Below are 26,230 nucleotides of genomic sequence, written 5' to 3'. Positions count from 1 at the left end.
AACGCCCCAGGAGAAAACAACATGACTCTGCGTAAGATCGCAGGGCTAGGAGCCCTATTGTCCCTCGTAATGCCCGGCCTGGCCTTGGCAGAGGAAGCTGCCCCGGCGTTGAATTCCGGCGATACCGCCTGGATGCTCACTGCCACGGCGCTGGTGCTGTTCATGACCATTCCGGGTCTGGCCTTGTTCTATGGCGGCATGGTCCGCTCCAAGAACGTGCTGTCGGTGATGATGCAATGCTTCGCCATTACCGGGCTGATGAGCATTCTGTGGGTGGTCTACGGCTACAGCCTGGCATTCGATACCACCGGTATGGAAAAGGGCGTGGTCAATCTCTATTCCTTCGTCGGCGGCTTCTCGAAGGCGTTTTTGAGCGGCGTCACGCCTCAGAACCTGACCTCGGCCACCGCGCTGTTCCCCGAGGCAGTCTTCATCACGTTCCAGATGACTTTCGCCATCATCACCCCGGCGCTGATCGTCGGCGCCTTCGCCGAACGCATGAAGTTCTCGGCCATGCTGGTGTTCATGGGTGTCTGGTTCACCCTGGTCTATGCGCCGATCGCGCACATGGTCTGGAGCGGTGATGGCGCGCTGATGTGGGATTGGGGCGTACTCGACTTCGCCGGTGGCACCGTGGTGCACATCAATGCCGGTATCGCCGGCTTGGTCTGCTGCCTGGTGTTGGGCAAGCGCAAAGGCTACCCGACCACCCCGATGGCCCCGCACAACCTGGGCTATACGCTGATGGGCGCGGCCATGCTGTGGATCGGCTGGTTCGGTTTCAACGCAGGTTCCGCCGCCGCGGCCAACGGTACCGCCGGCATGGCGATGCTGGTCACCCAGATCGCCACCGCCGCCGCAGCGCTGGGCTGGATGTTTGCCGAGTGGATCGGCCACGGCAAACCCAGCGCCTTGGGCATCGCCTCCGGTGTGGTCGCAGGCCTTGTGGCCATCACCCCGGCGGCAGGCACCGTGGGGCCGATGGGCGCGCTGATCATCGGCCTGGCTTCAGGCGTGATCTGCTACTTCTGCGCCACCAGCCTCAAGCGCAAGCTGGGCTATGACGACTCCCTGGACGCCTTCGGTGTGCACGGCATCGGCGGTATCGTCGGCGCCATTCTCACCGGTGTGTTCGCGGCGCCTGCCCTGGGCGGCTTCGGCGCGGTCACCGACATCGCCGCGCAGGTCTGGGTGCAGACCAAGGGCGTGCTGTTCACCGTGGTCTACACCGCCATCGTCACCTACGTGATCCTCAAGGTGCTGGACGTGTTGATGGGGCTGCGGGTCAACGAAGAAGAAGAGTCGGTCGGCCTCGATCTGGCTCAACACAACGAGCGCGGCTACAACCTGTAACCGCGACGCGCTGGAAAACTTGCCCGGTTCGCCGGGCATTTTTTTGCCTGGAATTCGCTGTTTAGCGAAGAGCAAACGGTTTACCCGGCACGTTCGTGACACAGGCCTAAAACTTACAACGCGCTGGGCGTTCAGGGAGCTTTGCTTTTTCAACGAGCGCGCTAGAATGCGCGCCGAAGGGTGTTCGATGAGCTGTCCACACACTTCTCCACCCTTTGCTAGGCTTGCCAGTAGCGCATGGCCAGCAGGTGCTGCCGGCGCTTTTTTCCGGCCGATGGCTCGATGATTTTTCAGGTTCTGCCAGGAGCAGAGCCTGTTGGGCGACAGTCTCCACATCAGGAGAGGGACGCCCGGGCAGTGGCCAACCCACGGCCAGTTGAATTTTCACTGGTGGCTGCCGGTCTACGGCTCCACTGGTCTATAACTAACCTGCTTTTCGCAAGTCATGAGGTAGAACATGAGCGACGACGATCTGGAAAATGACGACCTCGAAGTAGGCGATGAAGACGAGGCCGATGAGGGCCTTGAAGCTGCGGCCGACGACGGCGCGGAAGACGCTGGCGAAGACGACAGCCCCGCACCGGTAGCCAAGGGTAAATCCAAGGCGGCGGTCTCGGTGGACGAGATGCCAAGCATGGAAGCCAAGCAGAAGGAGCGCGATGCGCTGGCCAAGGCCATGGAAGAGTTCCTTGCGCGTGGTGGCAAGGTTCAGGAGGTCGAAGCCAACGTGGTCGCCGATCCACCCAAAAAGCCGGACAACAAGTACGGCAGCCGCCCTATCTGAGTGGCTGAACGCAAAAAAGCCCGCCGTCGCTGCGGGCTTTTTTGTGGGCGCGGGTTTTGTCGGGCTGTGCGGTAAACCGCCCCTTTCAGCGCCAGCGCGACAGAACGTCCGGCAACTGCGACAGCCGCTGGATTTCTGCATCCGGTGCCCGTTCGCCCACCCACGCCTTGCCTTGGGGATTGAACCACACCGCCCGCAGCCCGGCGCGCTGGGCGCCCGCGACATCGTCAGCGGGATGGTCGCCAATGTGCACTGCAGCACCGGCCTGGACCTCGCCCCGACGCAGGGCTTCCATGAACGGTGCCGGGTCCGGCTTGCCGATGCCCAGGTCCTCGGCGCACAAGGCAAACCTGAAGTAGTCCGCCAGCCCCAGGCGACGCACGTCGGCGTTGCCGTTGGTGACCACGCCGAGCATGTACTGGTGGCGCAGGATTTCCAGCACAGGTTGCACTTCGGGGAACACCTCCACCTGATGGCGTGCGTGCAGGAACACCTCGAAGCCTTCGTTGGCCAGCTCCAAGGCTTGTTTCTCGCTATAGCCGACCTCTTCCAGCGCATGGAACAGCACACGGCGGCGCAGGGCGCTGATGCGGTGCTTGAGACCGGGTTCGGCCTGCACCAGGCGCTCGCGGATGGCGAACAGGTGCTCGACCGGCACGCCGCCCAGGATCGGGGCATTGGCCGCGAGCCAGTCGCGCAGGACGATTTCGGCGCTGGCGATTACCGGTGCGGTGTCCCACAGGGTGTCATCCAGGTCGAAGGTAATCAGCTTGATGCTCATGAGTCTGTGCCTTTGCTGCGTTTGGCCCGAGGATGGGCGCTGTCGTACACCGCGGCCAGGTGCTGGAAGTCCAGGTGGGTGTAGATCTGCGTGGTGCCGATGTCGGCGTGGCCAAGCATTTCCTGCACTGCGCGCAGGTCCTGGGAGGACTCCAGCAGGTGGCTGGCGAAAGAGTGGCGAAGCATGTGGGGATGCAGGTGCTGGCCCAGCTCGCGCTCGCCCGCGGCCTTGACCCGCATCTGGATCGCCCGTTGGCCGAGGCGGGTGCCTTGGCGGGTCAGGAACACTGCGTTGTCCCGAGGTGCGCTGATGCCGCGCAGCTTCAGCCACTGCTGCAGGGCCTCGCGGGCCTTGCGCCCGACCGGCAACACACGGGCCTTGTTGCCCTTGCCTTGTACCTGAACCAGCCCGGCGGTCAGATCCAGCTGGTCCAGGTCAAGGTTGGTCAGCTCAGACAGGCGTAGCCCGGAGGAGTAGAAAAGCTCGAGAATCGCCTGGTCGCGACGGGCAATGAAGTCATCGTCCACGCCGCCGTCGAGCAACTGCAAGGCTCGATCGGTGTCCAGGACCTTGGGCAGTCGGCGCTCGCCCTTGGGCGCGGCCAGGCCATTGGCCGGGTTGTGCTGACACAGATCTTCGCGGTTCAGGTATCGGTACAGCCCGCGCACTGCCGAAAGCAGGCGTGCCAGGCTTCGAGCGGACTGGCCATGCTGGTGCAGGCGCGCCACCATCTGGCGCAACTGCTGGACCTGCAGGGCATTCCAGTCGGTGATGCCTTGGGCGGCGCAGAATTCGATGACCTTCTGCAGGTCGCGACGGTAAGCCAGTTGGGTATGTTCGGACATCTGGCGCTCATTGCGCAGATGAGCGCAATAAGCCTCCAACTGGCGTTCCATCAGCGCACCGGTCGCAGGGTCTGGGTGAAGCGCGGGACGACGCGGCCGAGCACTTCGGCGATATAGCTCAGGAACAGGGTGCCGACGCTGCTCTTGTAGTGCTGCGGGTCGCGGCTGCCGATCGCCAGTACGCCGTGCAGCCCTTGGTAGTCGAGCGCGGCGACCGCGCTGGAGCCGACTTCCTTGCGCTGCTCCTCGCCGAACAGGAACGCCAGCTCATGCTCGCGCAGGTTGCCGCTGACAGTCTTGCCGCTGCCCAGCAGCGCGCCGATGGCCTGTTGGGCTTCGCCGTTGCTGGCCCAGCGGCCGACAGGGGCTGCACTTTCGCCGAACAGGATCAGGCTGACGAAAGGCACCTGGAATTCCTGGCGCAGGCTGTCCTCCACGGCCATGACCACTTCCTCGAGGCTGCCCGCGTCGAGCAGGTCGAGGATCAGGCGACGGGTCTTGTCGAACAGCCGGTCGTTGTCCCGGGCCACATCCATCAATTGCGAGAGGCGATGACGCATCTCGATGTTGCGATCGCGCAGCAACTTCAGCTGACGCTCCACCAGCGACACGCTGTCGCCACGCTGGTGGGGGATGCGCTGCTCTACCAGCAGCTCGTCGTGTTCGGCGAAGAAGGTCGGGTGGGCGCGCAGGTAGGCGACCACGGCCTCGGCATCGAGGCTGGGGGCCTGCTCGGGTACAACCTGGGGCTGATCGGTCATGGCGGTTACTCGATTAGAGACGAACCTGTCCTTCATACACGCGTACGGCTGGGCCAGTCATCAGTACGGACTTGCCGGGGCCGGCCCACTCGATGTTCAGGCGGCCGCCCGGCAGGTCGATGCTCACCGGCGAATCCATCCAGCCTTGGCTGATGGCGGCTACCGCGGCCGCACAGGCCCCGGTACCGCACGCCTGGGTTTCGCCGGCGCCACGCTCCCAGACCCGCAGGTTGGCGTGGTGGCGGTCGACGACCTGGATGAAGCCGGCATTGACCCGCTGCGGGAAGCGCGGATGGTGTTCGATTTTCGGGCCCAGCTCATGCACCGGGGCCGTTCTCACGTCGTCGACACGCAGCACTGAGTGGGGATTGCCCATGGACACGGCAGCGATCGAATGGACCTGGCCGTCGACTTCCAGTGGATAGCTCAGGGCCTGTTCATCGGCGATGAAGGGTATCTCGGCCGGGGCGAAGCGCGGCGGGCCCATGTCGACACACACCTGGCCGTCGTTGCGCACGTCCAGCTCGATGATGCCGCCTTTGGTTTCCACGCGGATGCGCTTCTTGGCGGTCAAGCGCTTGTCCAGCACGAAGCGGGCGAAACAGCGCGCACCGTTGCCGCACTGCTCGACCTCGGAACCGTCGGCATTGAAGATCCGATAGCGGAAGTCCACGTCCGGGTTGTTCGGCGCCTCGACGATCAGCAGCTGGTCGAAGCCGACGCCGGTGTTGCGGTCACCCCACTGCTTGGCATGCTTGGGCTGGATGTGCGCGTGCTGGCTGACCAGGTCCAGGACCATGAAGTCGTTGCCCAGCCCGTGCATCTTGGTGAAACGCAGCAGCATGGTTTCACTCCGGCAGCAGGCTTTCGCCGGCGAACAGTTCGGCAATGGTTTCCCGGCGACGGACTTCGAAAGCCTCGTTGCCATCGACCAGCACTTCGGCGCAGCGGCCACGGGTGTTGTAGTTCGAGCTCATGACAAAACCATAGGCGCCGGCGGACTGAACGGCCAGCAGATCGCCTTCGGCCAGGTTCAGTACGCGGTCCTTGGCCAGGAAGTCGCCGGTTTCGCAGATCGGACCGACCAGGTCATAGGTGCGGCCTTCGCCGGCACGCGGCTTGACCGCGCTGACGCCCATCCAGGCCTGGTACAGGGCCGGGCGGATCAGGTCGTTCATCGCTCCATCGATGATGGCGAAGTCCTTGTGTTCGGTGTGCTTGAGGTACTCGACGCGGGTCAGCAGGACACCGGCATTGGCGACGATGTAACGGCCCGGCTCGAACACCAGGGCCAGGTCACGTTCGCCGACGCGCTCGCGGATGGCCTGGATGTAGTCCGATACCAGCGGTGGCTCTTCGTCGCGGTAGCGAACGCCGACACCACCGCCCAGGTCCAGGTGACGCAGGTGGATACCGCACTCGGCCAGGCGGTCGACCAACACCAGCAGGCGGTCCAGGGCATCGAGGAAGGGCTCGACGGTGGTCAGCTGCGAGCCGATGTGGCAGTCCACGCCCACCACTTCCAGGTTGGGCAGTTGCGCGGCGCGCACGTAAATGGCTTCGGCGTCGGCGATGGCGATGCCGAACTTGTTTTCCTTGAGACCTGTGGAGATGTACGGGTGGGTGCCGGCATCGACATCCGGGTTCACGCGTAGCGAGACCGGGGCGACCTTGCCCATCTCGGCCGCCACCACTTGCAGGCGCTCGAGCTCTTCGGTGGATTCGACGTTGAAGCAGTGCACGCCGACTTCCAGCGCGCGACGCATGTCGTCACGGGTTTTGCCGACACCGGAGAACACCACCCGATCGGCGCGTCCGCCAGCGGCTAGCACACGCTCCAATTCACCGCCGGAAACGATGTCGAAGCCTGCACCCAGGCGCGCCAGGACGTTCAGCACGCCCAGGTTGGAGTTGGCCTTGACCGCGAAGCAGACCAAGTGCTCGGTGCCTTGCAGGGCATCGGTGTAGCTGCGGTACTGGGCCTCGATGTGGGCGCGCGAGTACACGTAGGTCGGGGTGCCGAAACGTTCGGCGATGGCCGACAGGGCCACGCCTTCCGCGAACAGCTCGCCGTCGCGGTAGTTGAAAGCGTCCATTGGATTTCCTTAGTACTGCGCGGGCTGCGACTCTGGCTGGGCGGGTTCGGCAGGCTCGAGCGTCTCGGCCGGTTGGGCCGGCTGGACCGCTTGATGCTGGTGCGATTTACGGGCGTCCTTGCCGTCCTTGCCGTCTTCCGGCAGGTACAGAGGGCCTTTCTGACCGCAGGCCGAAACGAGGCAGGCAACCGCGACCAGCGCCGCGAGGGAGGAAATCAGGCGCTTCATTGGCGAATCCTTTGAAATATGCAGTATTGCGCCCGAGTATACCGAGCGCCTGCCGGATTGCCTATGCAAGGACCGGTCCGCCTGGCGGCCCGATCAAGCTTCACTGACAAGGACGTACGGTTCGACGCAGGCTCAGCTTTTTTTCCGCCGCTTGCAGCTTCCCGCTCGAAGCTTGAAGCTTATAGCGCGAAGCTTATAGCTTGATGCTTTGCATTCCCGGCAAGTCGCCCGTATCTTGCCCGGCTTGCCGTAAGCAGCCAATTTCGAGGTACCTGCAATGAGTTTGAGCGAAGCGCGTTTCCACGATCTGGTCGACGCGACCCAACAGGCCCTGGAAGACCTGTTCGATGAGAGCGGCCTGGACGTGGACATGGAGAACTCCGCCGGGGTGCTCACCATCAAGTTCGACAGCGGCAGCCAGCTGATCTTCAGCCGCCAGGAGCCGCTGCGCCAGCTTTGGCTGGCCGACCGTTCCGGGGGATTCCACTTCGACTACGACGAAGAGAGCGGCAAGTGGGTCTGCGAGAAGAGCGAAGAGCTGCTGGGCGAGATGCTCGAGCGTATCGTCTGGGAGCGAGCCGGCGAGAAGCTGGACTTCGACGAGATCTGAATGAGCGACCAGCCTCGGCCACCCAAGCCGCTTTACAGTAACGTCAGCCCGGCGGTGCCGTCGCCTTGCATCAGCGTGTGTCGGCTCGACGAGCGCCGGGTCTGTACCGGGTGTTTCCGTCATGTCGAGCACATCCGCGAATGGCGTTCGGCCGACGACGAACGGCGCCGGCAGATCTGCCGTGAAGCCCAGGCCCTGCGAGGGCAGCACATCGGCCATTGACGGTCCGGGCTTGAGTATTTGTCCGGCTGTGGTAGTGTCGGGCTTGCGTCGATGACGTCAAAAGCATTCACAAACCCCGCCCTTGGGCGGGGTTTTGCTTTATCTGCCTGTTAAAAAGGAGTCTGACTGGATCATGAGCACCAAGCCTTCCCTCATCCTCACCCGATTGGACGTACAGCGTCTCGAGCGCCTGATCGACAGCCTCGACGAAAGTACGCCGGGTGTGCTCGCCCTTCAGGACGAGCTGGACCGCGCCGATCAGGTGGTCGGTCACGAGGACGTCCCGGCCGGTGTGGTGACCATGAACTCGCGTGTGCACTGCCGCGAGGAAGCCAGTGGCAAGGACTATCACCTGACCCTGGTCTACCCGAAGGATGCCGGCCCCGAAGGCAACGTCTCGATCTTGGCGCCGATCGGTTGTGCGTTGCTGGGGCTGTCGGTCGGGGACCAGATCGACTGGCCAGCCCCGGGCGGCAAGACGCTCAAGCTCAAGCTGCTGGCCGTTGAGTACCAGCCGGAAGCTGCGGGCGACTACGACCTCTGAGACACACAGATGGGCTCACCGTCTTGCATTGTCTGATCGGGTACTTTCGCGGGTAGACCCGCTCTCGCAAGGATCTACGTCGGCCCTGTGGGAGCGGGGTCCACCCGCGATACTACGCAAGTGCCACCGCCAGGCTCTTGGCCCGGTCCGCGCCCTGGAGGCATCAAGGCTCCAAGGTCGCCTGCAACTGCTCCAGGCCATCGTTGAGCGCCCGCTCCAACTCGGTTTTGTAGCGCAGATAAAGCGCGGTGGAGCCTTGGTCGTCACCTAGCAGTTCGGACAAGTCCAGGTCGGTGATGTAGCACCGATAGCTGCCCGCGCCACGGCGTTGCCCCAGGATCTGCCGAGCGACCACGGCGTACAGCTGGTCGCCATGCTCCAGCTCGGAGAACTCCTGTTGGTTGCAATAGAGCGTGATGTGCATCTCGTCTGCCGCCCCGGCCTGCAGGATCGCCTGAACCTCGTAGTAGGGCTGGCCGATGCCTTCGCGCGGTGACGGCCGTGGCTCGAGGCTGCGCGCCTTGCCAGGGCCTGATGGCAGCAACTGGTAGTAAAGGATTTCCAGCGACGCCTGCTGCAGGCTGTCCAGCGGCAGCTGCGCATCGTGTCGCACCACGACCGAGCGCAGGAAGCGTTGCAGCGGCAGCAACAAGTGTGCCTCGTCCTGCAACGGTAGGCGTTGATGCCACAGGGCGTTGTATTCATCCAGCACGTACAGGTCGGCCCACCCCTCCAGCAGGCGATAGAACACCTGCAGGCAATCGCGGCGGCCCTGTTCCAGCACCAGCGGCAGGTCATGGTCCTGCAAGGCGTTGGCATCCAGGTGCAGAGGGCTGTACTGGCCGCGCTCCTCGCCCAGACAACCCAGTACCGCGTCATGATCGGGCAGGGTGGTCAGGGTGACTTGTCCAGGTTGCAGTTCCAGTACGTGGGTGTGCTGCGCCACCTGCAGCAGGTAGCGATGGTTGAGCCTCTGCTCGAGCAGCAATTGAGCGGTGTCGAAGATTTCCTCGACCCGCAGGGCGATGGCCTGGGCGCGATTGCGACAGAAGCAGCGCACCCGTAGCCGGGGGCGTTGATTGCGCTGGCCGAGGCTGTTGAGGAAGTCGCGCAGGCAGCGCACCAGCGCGTGTTCGCCGTCGTAGCGCTGGACCAGCACCTCGTTCCAACTGTTGAGGGTGACCTGATCGAGCGTCAGGACGAGGTTTTCGCGCACCCCGGCGTAGCTCAGCGAGTCGGTGCGTTCGGTGGTCATCAGGATGTTCAGATCGCGATGATGACGCAGCGGATCGACGCCGACGTTGACCAGCAGCAGGACCTCATCGGCCACGCTCGGTTGCAGCAGGCGGACTTCGCTGACCGTCCCCAGTGGCAGCGGGATGCTCTGTTGCAAGCTGCCCAGCAGATTGAACAGCTCAAAGTCGGTCAGGTCGCTGTCGCCGGGGTGCAAGGCCAGGCGCGTGGTGTTGTCGATCACGCCATTGCGATGGGCCCAGGTGAGCAGCTCTAGCAGCTCGCGGCAACGCTTGAGTGGGCTGAAGTGCTCCCATTCGTGTACGCCCAGGTTGCCGTTGTACAGGCCCCAATGGGTGGTGCCCGGCTCCTTGCGGTTGGGCGACTGGACCAGGGTCAGGGTGTCTTCGGCCAGGTCCGGCGCGATACCCGGGTTGATCACCTCGATCTTGCCGGCCCGGCGCTCGAAGGCCGCATATAGCCGTCGACCCAGCACATTGAGGTCGCGTTGGTCGGCACGACTGCTGGCGCTCTGGTCGCGGGCGAACTGGGTGAGGAAGCGATAGCTGTGGTTGAGCTCGGCTACCAGCTCACGGCGTTCCGCGGCTACCTGGCGTACCTTCCATTGGCTACGGGTATCGAGCATGGCCAGTTGGCGTTCGTCCCAGCCCCACTCATTGGTCAGACGCGCGAGCAACTGGCGTTGCCAGCCGCTGGCGCGGGAGCGGCCGAGCTCGCTGAGTTTCTTGTTCACTTTCAGGTACAGGCTACGACGTACCAGCTCCAGGCGGGTGGACTCACCCCGTTGTTGCAGGTACTGCTCGATGCGCCGGTAGACCATCACGTAGGGGTCCAGCGCGTCGAGGTCCAGCTGGTTGGCGAACACCGCCTGCTTGTATTCCAGGCTCAGGCAGCGCACATCGGGGTGTTCGCTGGCATAGACCTCGGTGAGCAACAGTTTGAGCAATGACTTGTAGGGCGAGTCGATCCCCTTGAACAACTGCCACAAGCCGGCGCCGACGAATTCTCCGGGCGGGATATGCGCCAGGTGACCGAGGTCCAGGTCGTCCTCGGCGCGGATGAACCGTTTGGACAGCAGGGTCTGGGTGTAGGCCCGGTAGTTGTGTTCCTCGTACACGGGCACCAGCCACCACAGTGGTGTGCGCCCGGCCAGCCAGATCGCGGTGCGGTAGAACTCATCGAGCAGCAGGTAATGCTGGGTAGTCCCGCAGTCGTCGGAGCTGAGCTCTCCATTGCGCTCGCCCTGGACGAACCCCTGGGGCTCGATGAGGAAGAAATGCGCCTCGGCGCCCTGGCTGGCGGCCCAGGTTTCCAGAAGCTGGCATTTACGCCGCAGTTCGGCCAGTTCGTCTTCCTGTAACCCTGGGGCGTGACATACCCACAGGTCCATGTCGCTCTGCTCGGCCTGGGCCAGCGTGCCCAGGCTGCCCATCAGAAAAAGCCCGTGGATCGGCTGCGGCGCCGTGCCGTGGCGGGGTTTGTAGGTGAAGGAGCGGGCCAGGCGCTGGGCTTCGGCCAGCAGATCGGGGCCAGGCTCGAAGCCCGAGACACCCGCTGGCGTCGTGCCCGAGACATAACCTGGGAGCACGGGGTGGTTGACGTGAAACAGCAGGGGCAGTGCGGTCAGCACCTGTTGCTGGCGGGTGGAGAGCCCTTCCCGCGCACGCTCCAGGCGGCCTTGGTTCAGGTGCAGAAAGCGCGCACGCAGTTTCGCCAGTTCCTTGCGGTCGATGCCTTGCTCGAGGTCGGGGCGGATTTCGTGGGGGCTGTTCATTGCACACTCAAGGACACGGCCAGGGGAAGCACCGGCGAGTTTAGCCTGAGTGATGGGGTCGGATAAGCAAAAAAACGGGTTTTTTGGCGTCATTTCCCCGTCATTGCAGGCCGCATTCACAACCAAACCCGTCCCGACAGACATGTCGGGCGGATTGGGCTGTACGTAACGGCGGCGAAAGACTCAGGCTGGCTGCGCGGCCTTGAGGATGGTCAGCACTTGCTGAACGCTCTGGGCGGCATCCAGCCCCAGGCTGGTCAGGTAGCCACCATCGGGCTGGTCGGTGAGTTGCTTGTCGTACAGGCGGCGGGCTGCGGCCACCAGGGCAGGGGCAGCGTTGCTGTGGACCTTGATGCCTTCCTGGTGGGAATCCAGGTTGAACAGGGCGAGGACTTCCAGTTCAGCGATCAGTTCGGGGGTAAAGGACATGGGGACTCCTGACTTCCAGACAAGGACGGAGGCACCGTGATCGGTGCCTGATCCTGGAGTGTAGTCAGGCTTCGTCGTCGTCGCCTTGATCTGCTTCAGGTGGCAGCTCGGGCAAGGCGCGCAAGGCGTTCTCGTACCACTCGCCATTGAAGGGGCGGTCCTCGTCGAGCATGGCGTCGATCTCGATGGCCAGGACATGGGCCATGAGGTTGAGGATGTCCTCGCGTTCGTAGCCGACCAGGGTCAGTTTGTTGAATGTGGCCTTGGCTGCCGGCGGCTCGCCGCTTTCGATCTGGTTCTCGATGGCCTGGGTCAGGGTTGCCTCTACGAAGGCTTCCTCTTCGTTGTTGTCGATGTCGCTGGGCTCGCTCATGGCAGTGCTCCTGGAGTGGGATGCACAGTTTGCCATGCTTGCGCGGGCCATGCCTGGCCATCGATAGGGTCGATGATGCTGGTCAGAGCCTGGGGATGAGTCTATAAAAGCCGGGCCATCCCCACACGGCCTGGAGGCTGTAACAATGCTCAAGCTTCACGGATTCGCGGTCAGCAACTACTACAACATGGTCAAACTGGCCTTGCTGGAGAAAGGCCTGCCATTCGAAGAGGTGCTGTTCGTTCCCAATCAGACCCCGCAAGCCCTGGCGATCAGTCCCCGCGGCAAGGTACCGGTGCTCGAGACCGAGCACGGTTTTCTCAGCGAAACCACAGTGATCCTCGATTACATCGAGCAGACCCAGAGCGGTAAGCCGCTGTTGCCGGCAGATGCCTTCGCACAGGCCAAGGTGCGGGAGCTGGTCAAGGAAATCGAACTGTATATCGAGCTTCCGGCGCGGACCTGTTATTCCGAGGCTTTCTTCGGTATGGCCGTCGAGCCGCTGATCAAGGAGCGCGCCCGCACCGAGCTGCTGGCCGGTTTTGCCACGCTCAAGCGCAACGGCAAGTTTGCCCCTTACGTGGCAGGCGAAACGTTGACGCTGGCCGATCTGATGTTCTGCTTCTCGGTGGACCTGGCCTGCGCAGTGGGCAAGAAGGTGCTGAACGTCGATTTCCTGGCCGAATTCCCCGAGGCCAAGGCATTGCTGGAGGTGCTGGGGGCGAACCCGCACATGGCGAAGATCGTGGCGGACAAGGAGGCGGCGATGCCGGCTTTCCTGGAGATGGTTCGCAGCAAGCGCTGAGAGAAGTAGCGGCCGTATGCGGCCAAGAGGAGCGGGTTCATCACCCATCGTGCTGCAAGGCACCGGCTTTGCCGGTGTTCGCGGCGGTTCGGCACCTCGATGAACCCGCTCCCACTGAAATCACTAAAACGCTGGGGGCGTGAGTTCATCGAGGCGCCGAACTGCCGCGACTGAGGGCAAACCCTCGCGAAGCGGCTTAACGCGAAGCCAGCAGTGCCTTGCCGCGGGCCACGGCTGCACGTACTTGGGCCGGTGCGGTGCCGCCAATGTGGTTGCGCGCATTGACCGAGCCTTCCAGGGTCAGCACGGCGAAGACATCCTGCTCGATTTGATCGCTGAACTGGCGCAGTTCGTCCAGGCTCATCTCGGCCAGATCCTTGCCGGTGTCGACGCCATACTTCACCGCGTGACCGACGATCTCGTGGCAGTCACGGAACGGCAGGCCACGACGGACCAGGTAATCGGCGAGGTCCGTGGCAGTGGAGAAGCCGCGCAGGGCCGCTTCACGCATGATGGCGTGCTTGGGCTTGATCGCAGGAATCATGTCGGCGAAGGCGCGCAGGGAGTCGCGCAGGGTATCGGCGGCGTCGAACAGGGGCTCCTTGTCTTCCTGGTTGTCCTTGTTGTAGGCCAGCGGCTGGCCTTTCATCAGGGTCAGCAGGCCGGTCAGGGCGCCGAACACGCGGCCGCTCTTGCCACGCACCAGCTCCGGGACGTCCGGGTTCTTCTTTTGCGGCATGATGGAGCTGCCGGTGCAGAAGCGGTCGGGCAGGTCGATGAACTGGAACTGCGCGCTGGTCCACAGCACCAGCTCTTCGGAGAAGCGCGACAGGTGCATCATCGCCAGGCTCGCCGCGGCGCAGAATTCGATGGCGAAGTCGCGGTCCGAGACGCCATCCAGCGAATTGCCGGCGACGGCCTCGAAGCCCAGCAGCTTGCAGGTCAGCTCACGGTCGATCGGGTAGGTGGTGCCGGCCAGCGCGGCGCTGCCCAGCGGCATACGGTTGGTGCGCTTGCGGCAGTCGACCAGGCGCTCGTAGTCGCGGCTGAGCATCTCGAACCAGGCCAGCAGGTGATGACCGAAAGTCACCGGCTGCGCGGTCTGCAAGTGGGTGAAGCCGGGCATGATGGTCTCGGCTTCGCGCTCGGCCTGCTCCAGCAGGCCCTGCTGCAGGCGGGTGATCTCGGCCAGGATCAGGTCGATCTCGTCGCGCAGCCACAGGCGGATGTCGGTAGCCACCTGGTCGTTGCGGCTGCGGCCAGTGTGCAGCTTCTTGCCGGTGATGCCGATGCGGTCGGTCAGGCGGGCCTCGATGTTCATGTGCACGTCTTCCAGGTCGACGCGCCAGTCGAAGCTGCCCGCTTCGATCTCGCCCTGGATGGTCTTCAGGCCGTCGATGATGGCATCGCGCTCGGCGTCGGTGAGTACGCCGACCTGCGCCAGCATGGTGGCGTGGGCGATCGAACCCATGATGTCGTGGCGGTAGAGGCGCTTGTCGAAATCGACCGAGGCGGTGAAACGGGCGACGAAGGCGTCGACGGGCTCACTGAAGCGGCCGCCCCAGGACTGATTGGTCTTGTCGGTGCTCATGGATTCACTCGTTGAAGGCGTGAACGAAAAAGTGGCGCCGATCATAACAGGGTTGGAGCGCGCGCCGCAGGGCGCTGGTCGAGAGAAATCTCGCAAAGCCCAGGGTGAATCGGTGTGTGGGGATATTCAACGATTGAACGGCAGTGTTCCACGGACCGTCTACAGTTGGACAGAGGACTGGCGGCGAATCTGCCGGGCCAGTGAATCTTTGGCCGTCGCATCGGTCTAGAGCGTGACCGCGTGTCGGTCGCCCTACACCTTGTCTACGCTATACCCATGCGAGACTCACTCAGGAATCCAGCGTAATTATGAATGTCCTGATCGTTGATGACGAACCCCTGGCCCGTGAACGCCTGACCCGGATGCTTGGCGAGCTGGAGGGCTACACCGTGCTGGAGCCCAGTGCCACCAACGGCGAGGAGGCCCTGGCCTTGATCGACAGCCTCAAGCCTGATGTGGTGCTGTTGGACATCGGCATGCCTGGTCTGGATGGCCTTCAGGTGGCCGCCCGGCTGTGCGAGCGCGAAGCGCCACCGGCGGTGGTGTTCTGTACCGGTGACGACGAGTACGGAAGCCAGGCTTTCCGGGAAAGCACCCTCAGCCATGTGACCAAACCCATCCAGCCTCAGGCCCTGCGCGAAGCCTTGCGCAAGGCCGACAAACCCAACCGCGCCCAGCTCGCCGCGCTCACCCGCCCGGCCAATGAAGGCGGCGGCCCGCGCAGTCATATCAGTGCGCGGACCCGCAAGGGTATCGAGCTGATTCCCTTGCCCCAGGTGATCTATTTCATTGCCGACCACAAGTACGTGACCTTGCGCCACGAGGCCGGGGAGGTCTTGCTGGACGAGCCGCTCAAAGCCCTGGAGGACGAGTTCGGCGAGCGCTTCGTGCGCATCCACCGCAACGCCCTGGTCGCCCGGGAGCGTATCGAACGCCTGCAACGCACGCCGCTTGGGCACTTCCAGCTGTTCCTCAAAGGGCTCGACGGCGATGCGCTGACAGTCAGTCGCCGCCACGTGGCGGGTGTGCGCAAGATGATGCAGACGCTCTGAACCGGCGGATGTCGGCCAGGGAAGGCCGGGTGATGACCTGAATCTGCTAGGTGCGCTGGCGGAGCTGTTATCATCGGCGGCATTTCTCCTGGATCGGGGCGTTCCATGTCCACTCGTGAAATCCGCATTGCCACCCGTAAAAGTGCCCTGGCCCTGTGGCAGGCCGAATATGTCAAAGCCCGCCTGGAAGAGGCCCATCCTGGCCTGGTCGTGACCCTGGTGCCCATGGTCAGCCGCGGTGACAAGCTGCTCGACTCGCCATTGTCGAAGATCGGCGGCAAGGGCCTGTTCGTCAAGGAACTGGAAACCGCCCTGCTCGAGCACGAGGCCGATATCGCCGTGCATTCGATGAAGGACGTGCCCATGGACTTCCCTGAAGGCTTGGGCCTGTACTGCATCTGCGAGCGCGAAGATCCACGCGATGCGTTCGTATCCAATACCTTCGCCAGCCTCGATGCGCTGCCGGCCGGCAGTATCGTCGGTACCTCCAGCCTGCGCCGCCAGGCTCAGTTGCTCGCGCGACGCCCGGACCTGCAGATCCGCTTCCTGCGCGGCAACGTCAATACCCGCCTGGCCAAGCTCGATGCTGGCGAGTACGACGCCATCATCCTCGCCGCGGCTGGCTTGATCCGCCTTGGTTTCGAAGACCGCATCAGTTCCACCATCAGCGTCGACGAGAGCCTGCCCGCCGGTGGCCAGGGCGCGGTGGGCATCGAATGCCGCAGTGCGGACCAGGCGATCCACGCCTTGCTGGCGCCGCTTCATCACACCGACACCGCCGATCGCGTGGTGGCCGAGCGGGCGCTGAACAAACGCCTGAACGGCGGTTGCCAGGTGCCGATCGCCTGCTACGCGGTACTTGAAGGCGAGCAACTGTGGCTGCGTGGCCTGGTCGGCCAGCCCAGCGGCGGCACGTTGCTGGTGGCCGAAGCCCGCGGCCCGCGTGGCCAGGCCGAGGCTTTGGGTGTGCAGGTCGCTGAAGATCTGCTTGGCCAGGGGGCCGAGGCCATCCTCAAGGAGGTCTACGGCGAGGCTGGGCACCCGTGAGCCCTTGGCGCCTGCTGCTGACCCGCCCCGAAGAGGAGTGCCAGGCGCTGGCGCAAAGCCTCGCGCAGGCAGGGATCGCCAGCAGCAGCCTGCCTTTGCTGGCCATCGAACCGGTGGCGCTGCAGGCCGGGCAGCGCCAATACCTGGCGGACTTGCACGGTTACCAGGTGATCATCGTGGTCAGCAAGCCAGCCGCGCGCCTGTTACTCGAGCAGTTGGGCCAGGCCGGCCTGCAGCCGCCGCGAGAAGGTTGGTTCACTGTGGGGGCGGCCACGGCGCAAGTGCTGCAGGCGCAGGGCTTGAAAGTTGACTTTTCGGCGCAAGGTGACGACAGCGAGGCCTTGCTCGCGCTACCGCACCTGCGCGAGGCTATGAACCGGGCCGCCACCCCTCGCGTTTTGATCGCGAGGGGCGTCGGAGGTCGCGAACTGCTGGCCGGGCGTCTCGCAGAGCAAGGTGCTAGTGTCGATTATCTGGAACTGTATCGACGCAACCTGCCGGTGTATCCGGCTGGCACCCTGCTGCGCCGCATCGAGGCGGAACGCCTGAATGGCCTGGTGGTCAGCAGTGGGCAGGGGCTGGAGCACCTGCTGCAGCTGGCGGGGGCCGACTGGCCACGCCTGGCGCGCCTGCCATTGTTCGTGCCGAGCCCGCGGGTAGCCGAACAAGCCAGGGCGTTGGGCGCCCAACAGATAGTGGATTGCCGTGGCGCCAATGCCGCGGCCTTGATGGCAGCCGTGCAGCGAACTACTGCACCTGCCGACTAAGGCGCTAAGCTCAATGCGACGCGCCCCCATGCAAAGGATGGATACGTGAGCGAAACTGTCTTGTCCAACAACGAACAACCCACGGCGTCCGATACGCCGGAATCCACCTCCGCCACGCCTGCCAAGCGCTCTGGCAACGGCCTGGCACTGTTGGCCCTGCTGCTCGGCGCGGCAGGGGTCGCCGTCGGTGGCTGGGGTGTCTGGCAGGTCCGTCAGCTGCAAGGCAGCGAGCAGGGCCAGGGCCAGCATCTGCAGGCCCTGAACGAGCGCACCGAGGCGTTGCAACAACGCGAGCAGCAGATCAGCGCGCAACTGGCCACCCTGCCGGCGGCCAGCGAGCTGGAGGACCGCCGTCGCCTGGTGGCACAGTTGCAGGGCGACCAGCAACGCCTCAACCAGCGTCTGGAAACCATTCTGGGCGAGAGCCGCAAGGAATGGCGCCTGGCCGAGGCCGAGCACCTGCTGCGCCTGGCGACACTGCGTCTTTCTGCGCTGCAGGACATCGCCAGCGCCAAGGCCCTGGTCGAAGGGGCGGACGAGATTCTTCGCGAGCAAAGCGACCCTGGGGCATTCGCTGCCCGAGAACAACTGGCGCGCAGCCTGGCCACCCTGAACAGCACCGAGCAGCCGGACCGCACCGGTCTGTTCCTCAAGCTGGCAGCCCAGCGCGAGCTGGTCCAGCAGCTCAGTGCACAATCGCCTGAGTTCGAAACCAAGGCCGATGCCCTGGGCGCCCTGACGGCCGATGGCGATGGCGCCAGCCGCCTCTCCCAATGGTGGGCGGAGATTTCCAAGTACTTCCAGATCGAGTTCAACGCCGACGAGAACGTGCGGCCGCTGTTGTCCGGACAATCGCTCAACCAGCTGCGTCTGGCGCTGAGTCTGACCATCGAGCAGGCACAATGGGCGGCGCTCAACGGCCAAGCGAAGGTCTATACACAGGCCTTGGACGATGCCCGCAGCGTATTGCTGGCCAATTTCAACGCCGACAACCCGCAGAGCAAGGCCATGCTCGCCAGCCTCAACGAACTGGCCGAACAGCCGGTCTCGGTGGTCACTCCTGACCTGTCCGAGAGCCTGGCCGCGGTGCAGGCGTACATCCAGCGTCGCCACCTGCCAGCGGAAGCCGAAGGGGGCAAGCCATGAAGCGCGTCTACCTGCTGGCGGTGCTGGCGATCGTGATAGCCGCGGCACTGGGCATCGCAGTCGCCAAGCACAGTGGCTATGTATTGGTCGCCTACGGTGGGTTCCGCTACCAGTCCGGACTGTGGGCGGCCTTGGCAGCGCTGGTCGGCATTGTCGTGGTGCTCTGGCTGGTGCGTTACTTGATCGGTCTGGTGCTGACTTCGAGCGGTGTGGTCAACCCCTGGTCGCGGCGCAACCGCAGCCGTCGTACACGCATCGCTATCGAGCAGGGGCAACTGGACCTTGCCGAAGGCCGTTGGGCGAGTGCCCAGCGCCACCTGCACCGCGCTGCCGAGGCCGAGCGCCAGCCATTGCTTTACTACCTTGGCGCGGCCCGAGCCGCCAATGAGCTGGGGCGTGTCGAAGACAGCGACAGTCTGCTCGAGCGCGCCCTGGAGCGTCAGCCCCAGGCCGAGTTGGCCATCGCCCTGACTCATGCGCAATTGCAGATGGATCGCGGCGACATTGGCGGTGCCCATGAAACCCTGCTGGCCATGCAGGAGCGTCACCCTCACAACAACCAGGTGCTGCGCCTGTTGTACCGCCTGCATCTGGAGCAAGGTGACTGGTCGGCGTTGATCCGTCTGCTGCCGGAGCTGCGCAAAGGCAAAGTGCTGCCGGCCAAGGAACTCGCCGAGCTGGAGCAACGCGCCTGGGGTCAGAACCTCGGCCTGGCGGCGACCCGCGGCGAAGATGCCCAAGCTGCCCGCCAAGCCTTGGAGCGGGCCTGGCAACAGCTTACGGCGGCGCAGCGCCAGGAGGCGCAATTGGTATCGGCCTACGCTGAGCAGCTGCGCCAGCTCGGTGCCCAGGGCGAAGCCGAACAGGTGCTGCGCACGGCGCTCAAGCGTCAATACGAAAGCCACCTGGCCCGTCTGTATGGGCTGGTGCGCGGCGACGATCCGGCCCGACAGCTGCAAACGGCCGAAGGCTGGCTCAAGGACCACCCGCAGGACCCAAGCCTGCTGCTCACCCTGGGCCGTCTGAGCCTGCAGAACCGACTGTGGGGCAAGGCCCGGGACTACCTCGAAAGCAGCCTGCGTATGGAGCGCAATCCGGAAGCCTGTGCTGAGCTGGCCCGGCTGTTGGCCGGGCTGGGTGAGACCGAACGCAGTAATCAGTTATTCCAGGAGGGGCTGGGCCTGCTGGACGAGCGACTCTTGGCTTTGCCACTGCCCGAGGGCGTGCGAGCCTGACCGAACCAGGTACCCACGCCGAGCCGTGGGTACCTGGCGCTGTAACTTCTCCTGTTAGGTTGGCGGCATTTACGCTAACTCTCTTCGGAAATCTCCTACTCGAAGTTGCAGACTTTCCTTTTTCAATCAGGGAGTTGTCTCTCCTGTAGCGCCTTGAAACAAAGCGCCTCTTTCCACTACCGTTCCGGGCTACTTCATTTTGATCCGGGACCTTCTCGCTCATGCTGCCGGCCCGCTTGCGCACCTTTTTTCTGATTGGCGGTTTCGCCTCGGCGGCGGTCCTGCTTGCCTCGTTCTGTCTCGAAAACACCCTTGGCCTGGTGCCGTGCTCCCTGTGTTTCAGTCAGCGATTGCTGCTTGGGTTGTACGCATGGGTGTGTATGTGTGCGGTGTTGCATTCGCCGGGCATGGTCGGCAAGCGCAACTATGCGGTGCTGGCGCTGGGTTGTTCGTTGAGTGGGGCGCTGCTGGCATCCAGGCATGTCTGGTTGCAAGGGGCGGGGCTGACGGTCGATGCCTGCCAGATGCCGTTCGCGTGGATGCTGGAGCAGTCGTGGGAGCAGGCGTTGAAGATGCTGGTACTGGGTGGCCCCGACTGCACCTCGCTGACCTGGAGCTTCGTTGACCTGACCTTGCCCGAGTGGAGTCTGCTGGCGTTCCTGTCTTTGTCGGCCCTTCCGCTGAGCTGGTTGCTGGGCTACCGCATGCGCCAACTCGGCAAAGGTTGATCCACGACAAATGTCATGGGATCGCACGACCAGCGGTGTCCTGCCAGGGTATTAAACGCTTGTATGAACTTTGTCCACTGCGTACCTTGAAGCCCAGCACGTGCGGGAATAATCTCGCAGCACGCTTACCGAAAACACAACTGCTCGATGCCGTCCTGCTGATGTCACCTTTGTGCCGCGGTATTAGCGCACGAGGTGCAGCGGCATCTACCCAGAAGGGAAGAGATCGCCATGCTCGATAGTTGTCAGAACGCTCAGGAACGCTGGGGTGGGGTTCACAAGCTGATCGACCGTTGGCTCCAGGAACGAGCGGAGCTGGTCCAGGCCTTTCGCGCCTTGCGCGACGCCAAACCGGCCTTCGCCGACAAAGACAAAAACCGTGATTTTTGCGCGGTGCTCGTCGACTACGTTTCGGCGTGGCATTTCGAAGTGAGTGAGCAACTGGTCACCGAGGCCAAGGCGTTCGGTGACGAGGGTGCGCTGCAGCTCGCCGAGCAGATCAACCCGCGAATCAACGACATCACCCAGATTGCACTGGCCTTTAACGACCATTGCGAAAAGGGCGAGTGCAAGGACCCCGAGCGCTTCTCCAAGAAATTGGGCGAACTCGGCAGCCTGTTGCACGAGCGCTTCGAACTCGAGGACTGCCTGATCGAGGTACTGCACAACGCGCACAAGGAAGAGGGCGCGGTGCAGGCCTGAGGGCAGGCGTCAGTCGGCCACCGCCAGCAGTTCGATTTCAAAGACCAAGGGGGTGTAGGGCGCGATCAGGTCGCCCGCACCTTCGGCTCCATAGGCTTGTGCCGACGGGATCACCAGGCGCCACTTCGCCCCTGCCTTCATGTGCGGCAATGCCACTTGCCAGCCTTCGATCACCGAGTCCAGGTTGAACCATTGGGGCTGCTGGTTCTGGTCGAACACCGAGCCGTCCGGCAGCTTTCCTACGTAGCGTACCTGGACCTTGCCACCGGCTTTGGGTGAGTTGCCCGTACCGCTTGCCAGCTCGCTGTAAAGAATGCCTTCTGGCAGCTCGTGGACACCGGCCCGCGCCCGCTCGTTGGCCAGGAAGCGTTTCTCCGCTGCCAGGCTTTTATCAATCTGGGCCTGTTCGGCGGCCGCGCTGGCTTGTTCTTCGTGTTGCTGGAGAATGGCTTGCATGCGCGGCTTGTCGAGCTTCAGTGGCTTGCCCTGGTAGGCCTGGCGCAGGCCCTCGACCAAAGCGTCGAGCTCAAGGCCGGGCACTTCGTCACGCAGGCGTTCACCCAGGCTGGCGCCAAGGCTGTACGCCAGGTCGTGGTTGGAGGGGGATGCTTCAGGGTTGGCCCAGGCCAAAGGCGCTGTCAGGCACAGGCCGAGAATAAGATAACGAGGCACGGTCAACTCCTGCTGCGATGAGCGCAAAGTATGCCAGCCTTGTTGGCCAAAGATGTGTAAATATCAGCAACACTTTATTGGGCAACTACACTTGCACCGAGCTGCAAGATGACAACTTTGCCCAGGCATGCAACGCGGCGTTCATAATACTGTCCACATGCCCTAGCGGCGGTAGCAGCAGAAGCATAGTATGAGCCGCAATCTCGTCAGCCAGGAGGTAAACCATGTCGGCCAAGAAGAAGCCAGTCAGTACGCCGTTGCACCTGCTCCAGCAACTTTCGGGTAGTCTGCTCGAACATTTGGAAGATGCCTGCTCGCAAGCGCTGGCGGATGCCGAGAAACTGCTGGCCAAGTTGGAAAAACAGCGCGGCAAAGCCCAGGAAAAACTGCACAACGCACGCCTGAAGTTGCAGGACGCCGCCAAGGCCGGTAAAGCCAAGGCTCAGAACAAGGCACATAAAGTGTCCGCTGAACTTGAGGAGTTGCTCGACTCGCTCAAGGAGCGTCAGGCGCAGACTCGCACTTATATTCAACAACTTAAACGTGACGCTCAGGAAAGCCTGAAACTTGCGCAGGGTGTTGGCAAAGTGCGCGAGGCTGCCAGCAAGGCGCTCGACCAGCGCGCGTCGGCCGCTAAGGCACCTGCCAAGCCGGCAGTGACTAAAGCCGTTGCCCGTCCGGCTGCCAAGGCGACTGCAAAACCAGCCGCAAAACCCACCGCCAAAACCGCCGCTGCCAAGACCGCAGCCGCCAAGCCCGCTGCCAAGGCGCCGGTGAAAGCCGCTGCCAAGCCTGCGGCCAAGGCCCCGGCGAAAGCCGCTGCCAAGACTGCGGCCAAGGCCCCGGCGAAAGCCGCTGCCAAGCCTGCGGCCAAGGCCCCAGCCAAAGCCGCCGCCAAGCCGGCTGCCGCCCGTACCGCGGCTGCAAAACCTGCCGCAAAACCTGCCGCTGCCAAGGCCACCGCCAAGCCGGCTACGACCAAGACCGCCGCCGCCAAGCCCGCTGCCAAAGCCGCCGCTAAGCCGACTGCCGCCAAACCTGCCGTCGCCAAGCCTGCAGCCAAGCCCGCCGCAGCCAGGGCGACTACCGCCAAACCAGCCGCAACCAAGACCACGGCTGCCAAGCCTGCTGCGCGTAAGGCCCCGGCCAAACCAGCTGCGGCCAAGCCTGCCGCCAGCAAGCCAGCAGAAGCCAAGCCTGCCGCACCGGTGACCAGCAGCCCTGCGCCAGCGACCAACTCGGCAGCGCCTGCCGCCGCGTCGCCAGCACCGGCCAGCACCCCGGCTCAGTCGGCGCCGTCGGCCTCCTGACGCCCATTGGCCACGGCGCGCAGCTGATTCAGCGCGTCGTGGCCACGGGCTTGCTCGGGCACCAGCCATTGCAGCCAATCGCCTGGCGGGCCGCTCGGGTCCGCAGGCCATTGCCCCGCACACGCCTGCAAACGCGCCAGCAACGTGCGCTCCGCTTCCAGCTCCAATCCCTTCACCTGCTCGCGCAGCGACGCCAACTGCGCATCGCCTTGCGCCGCTTCGCGCCATTGTTGGCGCAGCACGCGCAGGGGAGCTATGACCTGTTGCTGCCATGGGCCGGCAATGGCTTGTAGCGCAGCCGCGCGCATCGCATCGGGTGCGACACGGCGGGCCTGTAGCCAAGTCCCGCAAAGCAGCAGACAGACATCCGCGCCTGCCCCTTGCAGTGCAAGGCAGGCCGCTTCGACCCCGGGCTGGCGATACAGCGCCAAGGCGTGATTCCACAATTCGTTCTGCATGTTCGGACTCGCCAGTGGTCAAGGTGGCCTGTGTGCCCAGAAGGGAAGCTGATAGACTCCGCGACCATCATGATCAGACTATCGAATCTCACTTTACAGCGTGGTCCGCAGCGCTTGCTAGAAGGCGCCGAGATGACCCTGCACGCCGGTCACAAGGCCGGCCTGATCGGCGCCAACGGTGCCGGAAAATCCAGCCTGTTCGCCTTGCTGCGCGGTGAGCTATCGCCCGATGCAGGCGACTGCCAACTGCCTGGCGATTGGCGCATCGCCCACATGCGCCAGGAGGTCGACACCCTCGATCGCCTGGCGGTGGACTATGTGCTCGACGGCGACGTACGCCTGCGCAAGATCCAGGCTGACCTGGCTGTCGCCGAGGCAGCCCACGATGGCACCGCCGTAGCGCGTCTGCACAGTGAGCTCGACAGCGCCGACGGTTACACCGCCGATGCCCGCGCGCGTAAGCTGCTGGCAGGTCTGGGCTTCACCACCGAGCAGATGGACCGACGCGTCGGCGACTTCTCCGGCGGTTGGCGGATGCGCCTGAACCTGGCACAGGCCCTGATGTGTCCATCCGATCTGCTGCTGCTCGACGAGCCCACCAACCACTTGGACCTGGACGCAATCCTCTGGCTGGAGGACTGGCTCAAGGGCTATCCCGGCACGCTGCTGCTGATTTCCCACGACCGCGACTTCCTGGATGCGGTGGTCGACCATGTGCTGCATGTCGAGCAGCGCAAGCTCAACCTCTACAAAGGTGGCTACAGCGCCTTCGAACGCACCCGTGCCGAGCGTCTGGCACAGCAGCAACAGGCCTATGAGAAGCAGCAGGCCCGCCGCGCGCACATGGAAAAGTACATCGCGCGCTTCCGCGCCCAGGCCACCAAGGCCCGTCAGGCGCAGAGCCGGATCAAGGCCCTGGAGCGCATGGAGGAGCTGTCTGCCGCCCATGTGGACTCGCCGTTCGACTTCGTTTTCCGCGAGTCGGAGAAAATCTCCAACCCGCTGCTGGACCTTTCCGAAGGCCGTCTGGGCTATGGCGACAAGGCCATCCTGGAGAAGGTCAAGCTGCAGCTGGCGCCCGGTGCACGCATCGGCCTGCTGGGCCCTAACGGCGCCGGCAAGTCGACCCTGATCAAGAACCTCGCTGGTGAGCTCGAACCCATCGCCGGGCGCCTGGTGCGGGGTGAGAACCTGGCGGTGGGCTACTTCGCCCAGCACCAGCTCGACTCCCTGGACGACAAGGCCAGCCCCCTACTGCACTTGCAGCGCATTGCGCCGGCCGAACGTGAGCAGACCCTGCGTGACTTCCTCGGTGGGTTCGATTTCCACGGCAACCGCGTCGACGAGCCGGTGGTGAACTTCTCCGGCGGCGAAAAGGCGCGCCTGGCCCTGGCGTTGATCGCCTGGGAGCGTCCGAACCTGCTGTTGCTCGATGAGCCGACCAACCACCTGGACTTGGAGATGCGCCTGGCCCTGACCATGGCCCTGCAGGAGTTCAGCGGCGCGGTGGTGGTGGTTTCCCACGACCGTCACCTGCTCAAGAGCACCACCAACGACTTCCTGCTGGTGGCCGATGGCAAGGTCGAAGCCTTCGACGGTGACCTGGACGACTACAGCCGGTGGTTGATCGACTATCGCCAACGCAGTGCGCCGGTCAGCAATGCCCCGGCCAACCCGGACAAGACCGACAAGAAGGCCCAGCGTCAGGCCGCCGCCGCGTTGCGTCAGCAACTGGCACCGCACAAGCGCGCCGCCGAGAAGCTCGAGGCCGAGCTGAACCAAGTGCATGGGCAATTGGCCGAGATCGAGACGGCGTTGGGCGATGGTGGTCTGTACGAGGCGTCCCGCAAGGACGAACTGCGTGACTTGTTGGCGCGTCAGACCAAGCTCAAGCAGCGCGAGGGCGAGCTGGAAGAAGCCTGGATGCAAGCGCTGGAAACCCTCGAGGCCATGCAAGCCGAGCTGGAGGCGTTGTCCTGATGGAGGAACTGCGCTCGCTGCTGCCAGGGCAATGGATGGACGCGTTCTGGCTTGGGCTGCAGATCCTGCTGATCCTGATCGCCGCGTTCATCTTGCAGCGTGTGATCGCTCGTGGGCTGAGTCGGCTGGGTAACCGCTATCCGCTGCCACCCGAGCTGCTGGTGCCGGTGCGTGGCGGTCTGCGCTGGCTGATCATGGGCAGTGCGCTGTTGTTCGTGCTCGAGCGTCTGGGCGTTTCGGCCACGGTGCTGTGGACGGCGCTGTCAGGCTTTGTCGCGGTGGCGGCGGTGGCGTTCTTCGCCATCTGGAGCGTGCTCTCCAACCTGCTGTGCGCGGTGCTGATCTTCACCGTCGGACCGTTCCGTATCGGTGATGTGGTCGAGCTGGTGGACACCCTCGACAAGCCGGGGGTCAAGGGCCGGGTGATTGCCATCAACCTGTTGTACACCACGCTGATGGAAACGCCCGAGGCGGGCGGGGCGCTGGTGCAGGTGCCGAACAGTCAGTTCTTCCAGAAAGCCGTGCGCCGGTGGCGTGGGACCGAAGTGGCTACGGTGTCGAAGGGCGAGCCGGTCGAAGCGGATTGACGCGTTGGACCGTGTTGGTGTCTTCGTGGGGATGACAGAAGCCACGAAAAATCGCTGGTGATTTTTTCACCAACCCCTTAGCTTTACGTTTTGCAA

Annotated in this window: 28 protein-coding genes; 16 read left to right on the top strand and 12 right to left on the bottom strand. The window is 63.9% G+C overall.

The window, feature by feature from the left end; translation table 11 throughout:
- Window positions 1–21: 21 nt before the first annotated feature.
- Entirely contained in the window at window positions 22–1,353 is a 1,332-nt protein-coding gene (locus R6G97_RS01425) for an ammonium transporter (RefSeq protein WP_043213430.1), read from the top strand.
- A 457-nt stretch (window positions 1,354–1,810) separates the two neighbouring features.
- Window positions 1,811–2,137, top strand: coding sequence for a transcriptional regulator SutA (sutA, locus tag R6G97_RS01420; protein ID WP_043213429.1), 327 nt, complete (start codon window positions 1,811–1,813; stop codon window positions 2,135–2,137).
- 85 nt (window positions 2,138–2,222) lie between these two features.
- On the opposite strand, the gene R6G97_RS01415 is transcribed toward sutA, so the two are convergent.
- Genes R6G97_RS01415 through lptM form a run of 6 tightly spaced genes read right to left on the bottom strand, consistent with a single transcriptional unit; the run spans window position 2,223 to window position 6,848 of the window.
- Window positions 2,223–2,918 carry an HAD family hydrolase gene (locus R6G97_RS01415; protein ID WP_043213427.1) on the bottom strand — a complete coding sequence of 232 codons (696 nt, stop codon included), beginning with the start codon at window positions 2,916–2,918 and terminating at the stop codon, window positions 2,223–2,225.
- Window positions 2,915–3,814, bottom strand: a complete 900-nt coding sequence (gene xerC / locus R6G97_RS01410) for a tyrosine recombinase XerC (RefSeq protein ID WP_102081141.1) — start codon at window positions 3,812–3,814, stop codon at window positions 2,915–2,917. Before xerC ends, R6G97_RS01415 begins: the two co-directional genes overlap by 4 nt.
- On the bottom strand, window positions 3,814–4,524 hold the full coding sequence (locus R6G97_RS01405; RefSeq protein ID WP_043213416.1) for a DUF484 family protein: 711 nt from the start codon (window positions 4,522–4,524) through the stop codon (window positions 3,814–3,816). Before R6G97_RS01405 ends, xerC begins: the two co-directional genes overlap by 1 nt.
- Window positions 4,525–4,537: 13 nt before the next feature.
- The gene (gene dapF, locus R6G97_RS01400; protein WP_043213413.1) at window positions 4,538–5,368 is read right to left on the bottom strand and encodes a diaminopimelate epimerase; all 831 of its coding nucleotides are present in this window, start codon (window positions 5,366–5,368) and stop codon (window positions 4,538–4,540) included.
- 4 nt (window positions 5,369–5,372) lie between these two features.
- A complete protein-coding gene (gene lysA, locus R6G97_RS01395) occupies window positions 5,373–6,620 on the bottom strand; it encodes a diaminopimelate decarboxylase (protein WP_070572091.1) in 1,248 nt (415 codons plus the stop codon).
- 9 nt (window positions 6,621–6,629) lie between these two features.
- Window positions 6,630–6,848 (bottom strand): LPS translocon maturation chaperone LptM, encoded by a 219-nt coding sequence (lptM, locus tag R6G97_RS01390; RefSeq protein WP_052352483.1) that lies wholly within the window; start codon window positions 6,846–6,848, stop codon window positions 6,630–6,632.
- Between the two features lie 277 nt (window positions 6,849–7,125).
- Here lptM and cyaY point away from each other — a divergent pair, with 277 nt between their 5' ends.
- From cyaY to rnk, 3 genes are all read left to right on the top strand, one after another.
- Window positions 7,126–7,458: an iron donor protein CyaY gene (gene cyaY / locus R6G97_RS01385; protein WP_043213409.1), complete on the top strand. Its 333-nt coding sequence runs from the start codon at window positions 7,126–7,128 to the stop codon at window positions 7,456–7,458.
- On the top strand, window positions 7,459–7,680 hold the full coding sequence (locus R6G97_RS01380) for a DUF1289 domain-containing protein (protein WP_043213407.1): 222 nt from the start codon (window positions 7,459–7,461) through the stop codon (window positions 7,678–7,680).
- A gap of 133 nt (window positions 7,681–7,813) precedes the next feature.
- Window positions 7,814–8,224 carry a nucleoside diphosphate kinase regulator gene (rnk, locus tag R6G97_RS01375; RefSeq protein WP_043213405.1) on the top strand — a complete coding sequence of 137 codons (411 nt, stop codon included), beginning with the start codon at window positions 7,814–7,816 and terminating at the stop codon, window positions 8,222–8,224.
- A gap of 163 nt (window positions 8,225–8,387) precedes the next feature.
- On the opposite strand, the gene R6G97_RS01370 is transcribed toward rnk, so the two are convergent.
- The 3 genes from R6G97_RS01370 to R6G97_RS01360 all read right to left on the bottom strand — a co-directional run bounded on the left by R6G97_RS01370 (window position 8,388) and on the right by R6G97_RS01360 (window position 12,054).
- Window positions 8,388–11,252, bottom strand: a complete 2,865-nt coding sequence (locus R6G97_RS01370) for a class I adenylate cyclase (protein WP_090344248.1) — start codon at window positions 11,250–11,252, stop codon at window positions 8,388–8,390.
- 183 nt (window positions 11,253–11,435) lie between these two features.
- Window positions 11,436–11,681 carry a TIGR02647 family protein gene (locus R6G97_RS01365; RefSeq protein ID WP_043213401.1) on the bottom strand — a complete coding sequence of 82 codons (246 nt, stop codon included), beginning with the start codon at window positions 11,679–11,681 and terminating at the stop codon, window positions 11,436–11,438.
- 64 nt (window positions 11,682–11,745) lie between these two features.
- Window positions 11,746–12,054, bottom strand: a complete 309-nt coding sequence (locus tag R6G97_RS01360; protein WP_043213398.1) for a hypothetical protein — start codon at window positions 12,052–12,054, stop codon at window positions 11,746–11,748.
- A 145-nt stretch (window positions 12,055–12,199) separates the two neighbouring features.
- On the opposite strand from R6G97_RS01360, the gene R6G97_RS01355 reads away from it, so the two are divergent.
- Window positions 12,200–12,859: a glutathione S-transferase gene (locus tag R6G97_RS01355; protein WP_317847720.1), complete on the top strand. Its 660-nt coding sequence runs from the start codon at window positions 12,200–12,202 to the stop codon at window positions 12,857–12,859.
- A gap of 196 nt (window positions 12,860–13,055) precedes the next feature.
- On the opposite strand, the gene argH is transcribed toward R6G97_RS01355, so the two are convergent.
- Complete coding sequence (gene argH, locus R6G97_RS01350; protein WP_070572082.1) at window positions 13,056–14,450, bottom strand: argininosuccinate lyase; 1,395 nt, start codon at window positions 14,448–14,450, stop codon at window positions 13,056–13,058.
- Between the two features lie 308 nt (window positions 14,451–14,758).
- Between argH and R6G97_RS01345 the strand changes: the two genes are divergently transcribed.
- The 7 genes from R6G97_RS01345 to R6G97_RS01315 all read left to right on the top strand — a co-directional run bounded on the left by R6G97_RS01345 (window position 14,759) and on the right by R6G97_RS01315 (window position 21,127).
- Window positions 14,759–15,502 carry a LytR/AlgR family response regulator transcription factor gene (locus R6G97_RS01345; protein ID WP_043213393.1) on the top strand — a complete coding sequence of 248 codons (744 nt, stop codon included), beginning with the start codon at window positions 14,759–14,761 and terminating at the stop codon, window positions 15,500–15,502.
- A 105-nt stretch (window positions 15,503–15,607) separates the two neighbouring features.
- Window positions 15,608–16,549, top strand: coding sequence for a hydroxymethylbilane synthase (gene hemC / locus R6G97_RS01340; protein WP_043213392.1), 942 nt, complete (start codon window positions 15,608–15,610; stop codon window positions 16,547–16,549).
- Window positions 16,546–17,316 carry a uroporphyrinogen-III synthase gene (locus tag R6G97_RS01335; protein ID WP_317847719.1) on the top strand — a complete coding sequence of 257 codons (771 nt, stop codon included), beginning with the start codon at window positions 16,546–16,548 and terminating at the stop codon, window positions 17,314–17,316. The genes hemC and R6G97_RS01335 overlap by 4 nt, the downstream gene beginning before the upstream one ends.
- 45 nt (window positions 17,317–17,361) lie before the next feature.
- Window positions 17,362–18,462, top strand: a complete 1,101-nt coding sequence (locus tag R6G97_RS01330) for a uroporphyrinogen-III C-methyltransferase (RefSeq protein ID WP_043213388.1) — start codon at window positions 17,362–17,364, stop codon at window positions 18,460–18,462.
- Window positions 18,459–19,697: a heme biosynthesis protein HemY gene (locus R6G97_RS01325; RefSeq protein ID WP_317847718.1), complete on the top strand. Its 1,239-nt coding sequence runs from the start codon at window positions 18,459–18,461 to the stop codon at window positions 19,695–19,697. The genes R6G97_RS01330 and R6G97_RS01325 overlap by 4 nt, the downstream gene beginning before the upstream one ends.
- 221 nt (window positions 19,698–19,918) lie before the next feature.
- The gene (locus R6G97_RS01320) at window positions 19,919–20,425 is read left to right on the top strand and encodes a disulfide bond formation protein B (RefSeq protein WP_043213384.1); all 507 of its coding nucleotides are present in this window, start codon (window positions 19,919–19,921) and stop codon (window positions 20,423–20,425) included.
- Between the two features lie 231 nt (window positions 20,426–20,656).
- Window positions 20,657–21,127 carry an Rsd/AlgQ family anti-sigma factor gene (locus R6G97_RS01315; RefSeq protein ID WP_043213381.1) on the top strand — a complete coding sequence of 157 codons (471 nt, stop codon included), beginning with the start codon at window positions 20,657–20,659 and terminating at the stop codon, window positions 21,125–21,127.
- Between the two features lie 9 nt (window positions 21,128–21,136).
- Here the strand turns inward: R6G97_RS01315 and R6G97_RS01310 are convergent, their stop codons facing one another.
- Window positions 21,137–21,799 (bottom strand): FKBP-type peptidyl-prolyl cis-trans isomerase, encoded by a 663-nt coding sequence (locus R6G97_RS01310; protein WP_090344264.1) that lies wholly within the window; start codon window positions 21,797–21,799, stop codon window positions 21,137–21,139.
- 224 nt (window positions 21,800–22,023) lie between these two features.
- Here R6G97_RS01310 and R6G97_RS01305 point away from each other — a divergent pair, with 224 nt between their 5' ends.
- Window positions 22,024–23,109: an AlgP family protein gene (locus tag R6G97_RS01305; protein WP_317847717.1), complete on the top strand. Its 1,086-nt coding sequence runs from the start codon at window positions 22,024–22,026 to the stop codon at window positions 23,107–23,109.
- On the opposite strand, the gene R6G97_RS01300 is transcribed toward R6G97_RS01305, so the two are convergent.
- Window positions 23,085–23,567, bottom strand: coding sequence for a TIGR02444 family protein (locus tag R6G97_RS01300; protein WP_317847716.1), 483 nt, complete (start codon window positions 23,565–23,567; stop codon window positions 23,085–23,087). The two genes, R6G97_RS01305 and R6G97_RS01300, sit on opposite strands and share 25 nt — an antisense overlap.
- A 69-nt stretch (window positions 23,568–23,636) precedes the next feature.
- Here R6G97_RS01300 and R6G97_RS01295 point away from each other — a divergent pair, with 69 nt between their 5' ends.
- Both R6G97_RS01295 and R6G97_RS01290 read left to right on the top strand, forming a co-directional pair.
- Window positions 23,637–25,547, top strand: a complete 1,911-nt coding sequence (locus tag R6G97_RS01295; RefSeq protein ID WP_043208189.1) for an ATP-binding cassette domain-containing protein — start codon at window positions 23,637–23,639, stop codon at window positions 25,545–25,547.
- Complete coding sequence (locus tag R6G97_RS01290; RefSeq protein ID WP_070572070.1) at window positions 25,547–26,134, top strand: mechanosensitive ion channel family protein; 588 nt, start codon at window positions 25,547–25,549, stop codon at window positions 26,132–26,134. The genes R6G97_RS01295 and R6G97_RS01290 overlap by 1 nt, the downstream gene beginning before the upstream one ends.
- The last annotated feature ends 96 nt before the right edge of the window (window positions 26,135–26,230 follow it).

The organism is Pseudomonas sp. HTZ2, from assembly GCF_033173945.1.
Lineage (GTDB): Bacteria > Pseudomonadota > Gammaproteobacteria > Pseudomonadales > Pseudomonadaceae > Aquipseudomonas > Aquipseudomonas guariconensis.
This window is presented reverse-complemented; position numbering and strand designations above follow the sequence as displayed.

Bases quoted from the DNA above. Each gene is read 5' to 3' on its own strand.
- R6G97_RS01425 (WP_043213430.1), top strand. From the start codon at position 22: ATGACTCTGCGTAAGATCGCAGGGCTAGGAGCCCTATTGTCCCTCGTA.
- sutA (WP_043213429.1), top strand. From the start codon at position 1,811: ATGAGCGACGACGATCTGGAAAATGACGACCTCGAAGTAGGCGATGAA.
- R6G97_RS01415 (WP_043213427.1), bottom strand. From the start codon at position 2,918: ATGAGCATCAAGCTGATTACCTTCGACCTGGATGACACCCTGTGGGAC.
- xerC (WP_102081141.1), bottom strand. From the start codon at position 3,814: ATGGAACGCCAGTTGGAGGCTTATTGCGCTCATCTGCGCAATGAGCGC.
- R6G97_RS01405 (WP_043213416.1), bottom strand. From the start codon at position 4,524: ATGACCGATCAGCCCCAGGTTGTACCCGAGCAGGCCCCCAGCCTCGAT.
- dapF (WP_043213413.1), bottom strand. From the start codon at position 5,368: ATGCTGCTGCGTTTCACCAAGATGCACGGGCTGGGCAACGACTTCATG.
- lysA (WP_070572091.1), bottom strand. From the start codon at position 6,620: ATGGACGCTTTCAACTACCGCGACGGCGAGCTGTTCGCGGAAGGCGTG.
- lptM (WP_052352483.1), bottom strand. From the start codon at position 6,848: ATGAAGCGCCTGATTTCCTCCCTCGCGGCGCTGGTCGCGGTTGCCTGC.
- cyaY (WP_043213409.1), top strand. From the start codon at position 7,126: ATGAGTTTGAGCGAAGCGCGTTTCCACGATCTGGTCGACGCGACCCAA.
- R6G97_RS01380 (WP_043213407.1), top strand. From the start codon at position 7,459: ATGAGCGACCAGCCTCGGCCACCCAAGCCGCTTTACAGTAACGTCAGC.
- rnk (WP_043213405.1), top strand. From the start codon at position 7,814: ATGAGCACCAAGCCTTCCCTCATCCTCACCCGATTGGACGTACAGCGT.
- R6G97_RS01370 (WP_090344248.1), bottom strand. From the start codon at position 11,252: ATGAACAGCCCCCACGAAATCCGCCCCGACCTCGAGCAAGGCATCGAC.
- R6G97_RS01365 (WP_043213401.1), bottom strand. From the start codon at position 11,681: ATGTCCTTTACCCCCGAACTGATCGCTGAACTGGAAGTCCTCGCCCTG.
- R6G97_RS01360 (WP_043213398.1), bottom strand. From the start codon at position 12,054: ATGAGCGAGCCCAGCGACATCGACAACAACGAAGAGGAAGCCTTCGTA.
- R6G97_RS01355 (WP_317847720.1), top strand. From the start codon at position 12,200: ATGCTCAAGCTTCACGGATTCGCGGTCAGCAACTACTACAACATGGTC.
- argH (WP_070572082.1), bottom strand. From the start codon at position 14,450: ATGAGCACCGACAAGACCAATCAGTCCTGGGGCGGCCGCTTCAGTGAG.
- R6G97_RS01345 (WP_043213393.1), top strand. From the start codon at position 14,759: ATGAATGTCCTGATCGTTGATGACGAACCCCTGGCCCGTGAACGCCTG.
- hemC (WP_043213392.1), top strand. From the start codon at position 15,608: ATGTCCACTCGTGAAATCCGCATTGCCACCCGTAAAAGTGCCCTGGCC.
- R6G97_RS01325 (WP_317847718.1), top strand. From the start codon at position 18,459: ATGAAGCGCGTCTACCTGCTGGCGGTGCTGGCGATCGTGATAGCCGCG.
- R6G97_RS01320 (WP_043213384.1), top strand. From the start codon at position 19,919: ATGCTGCCGGCCCGCTTGCGCACCTTTTTTCTGATTGGCGGTTTCGCC.
- R6G97_RS01315 (WP_043213381.1), top strand. From the start codon at position 20,657: ATGCTCGATAGTTGTCAGAACGCTCAGGAACGCTGGGGTGGGGTTCAC.
- R6G97_RS01305 (WP_317847717.1), top strand. From the start codon at position 22,024: ATGTCGGCCAAGAAGAAGCCAGTCAGTACGCCGTTGCACCTGCTCCAG.
- R6G97_RS01300 (WP_317847716.1), bottom strand. From the start codon at position 23,567: ATGCAGAACGAATTGTGGAATCACGCCTTGGCGCTGTATCGCCAGCCC.
- R6G97_RS01295 (WP_043208189.1), top strand. From the start codon at position 23,637: ATGATCAGACTATCGAATCTCACTTTACAGCGTGGTCCGCAGCGCTTG.
- R6G97_RS01290 (WP_070572070.1), top strand. From the start codon at position 25,547: ATGGAGGAACTGCGCTCGCTGCTGCCAGGGCAATGGATGGACGCGTTC.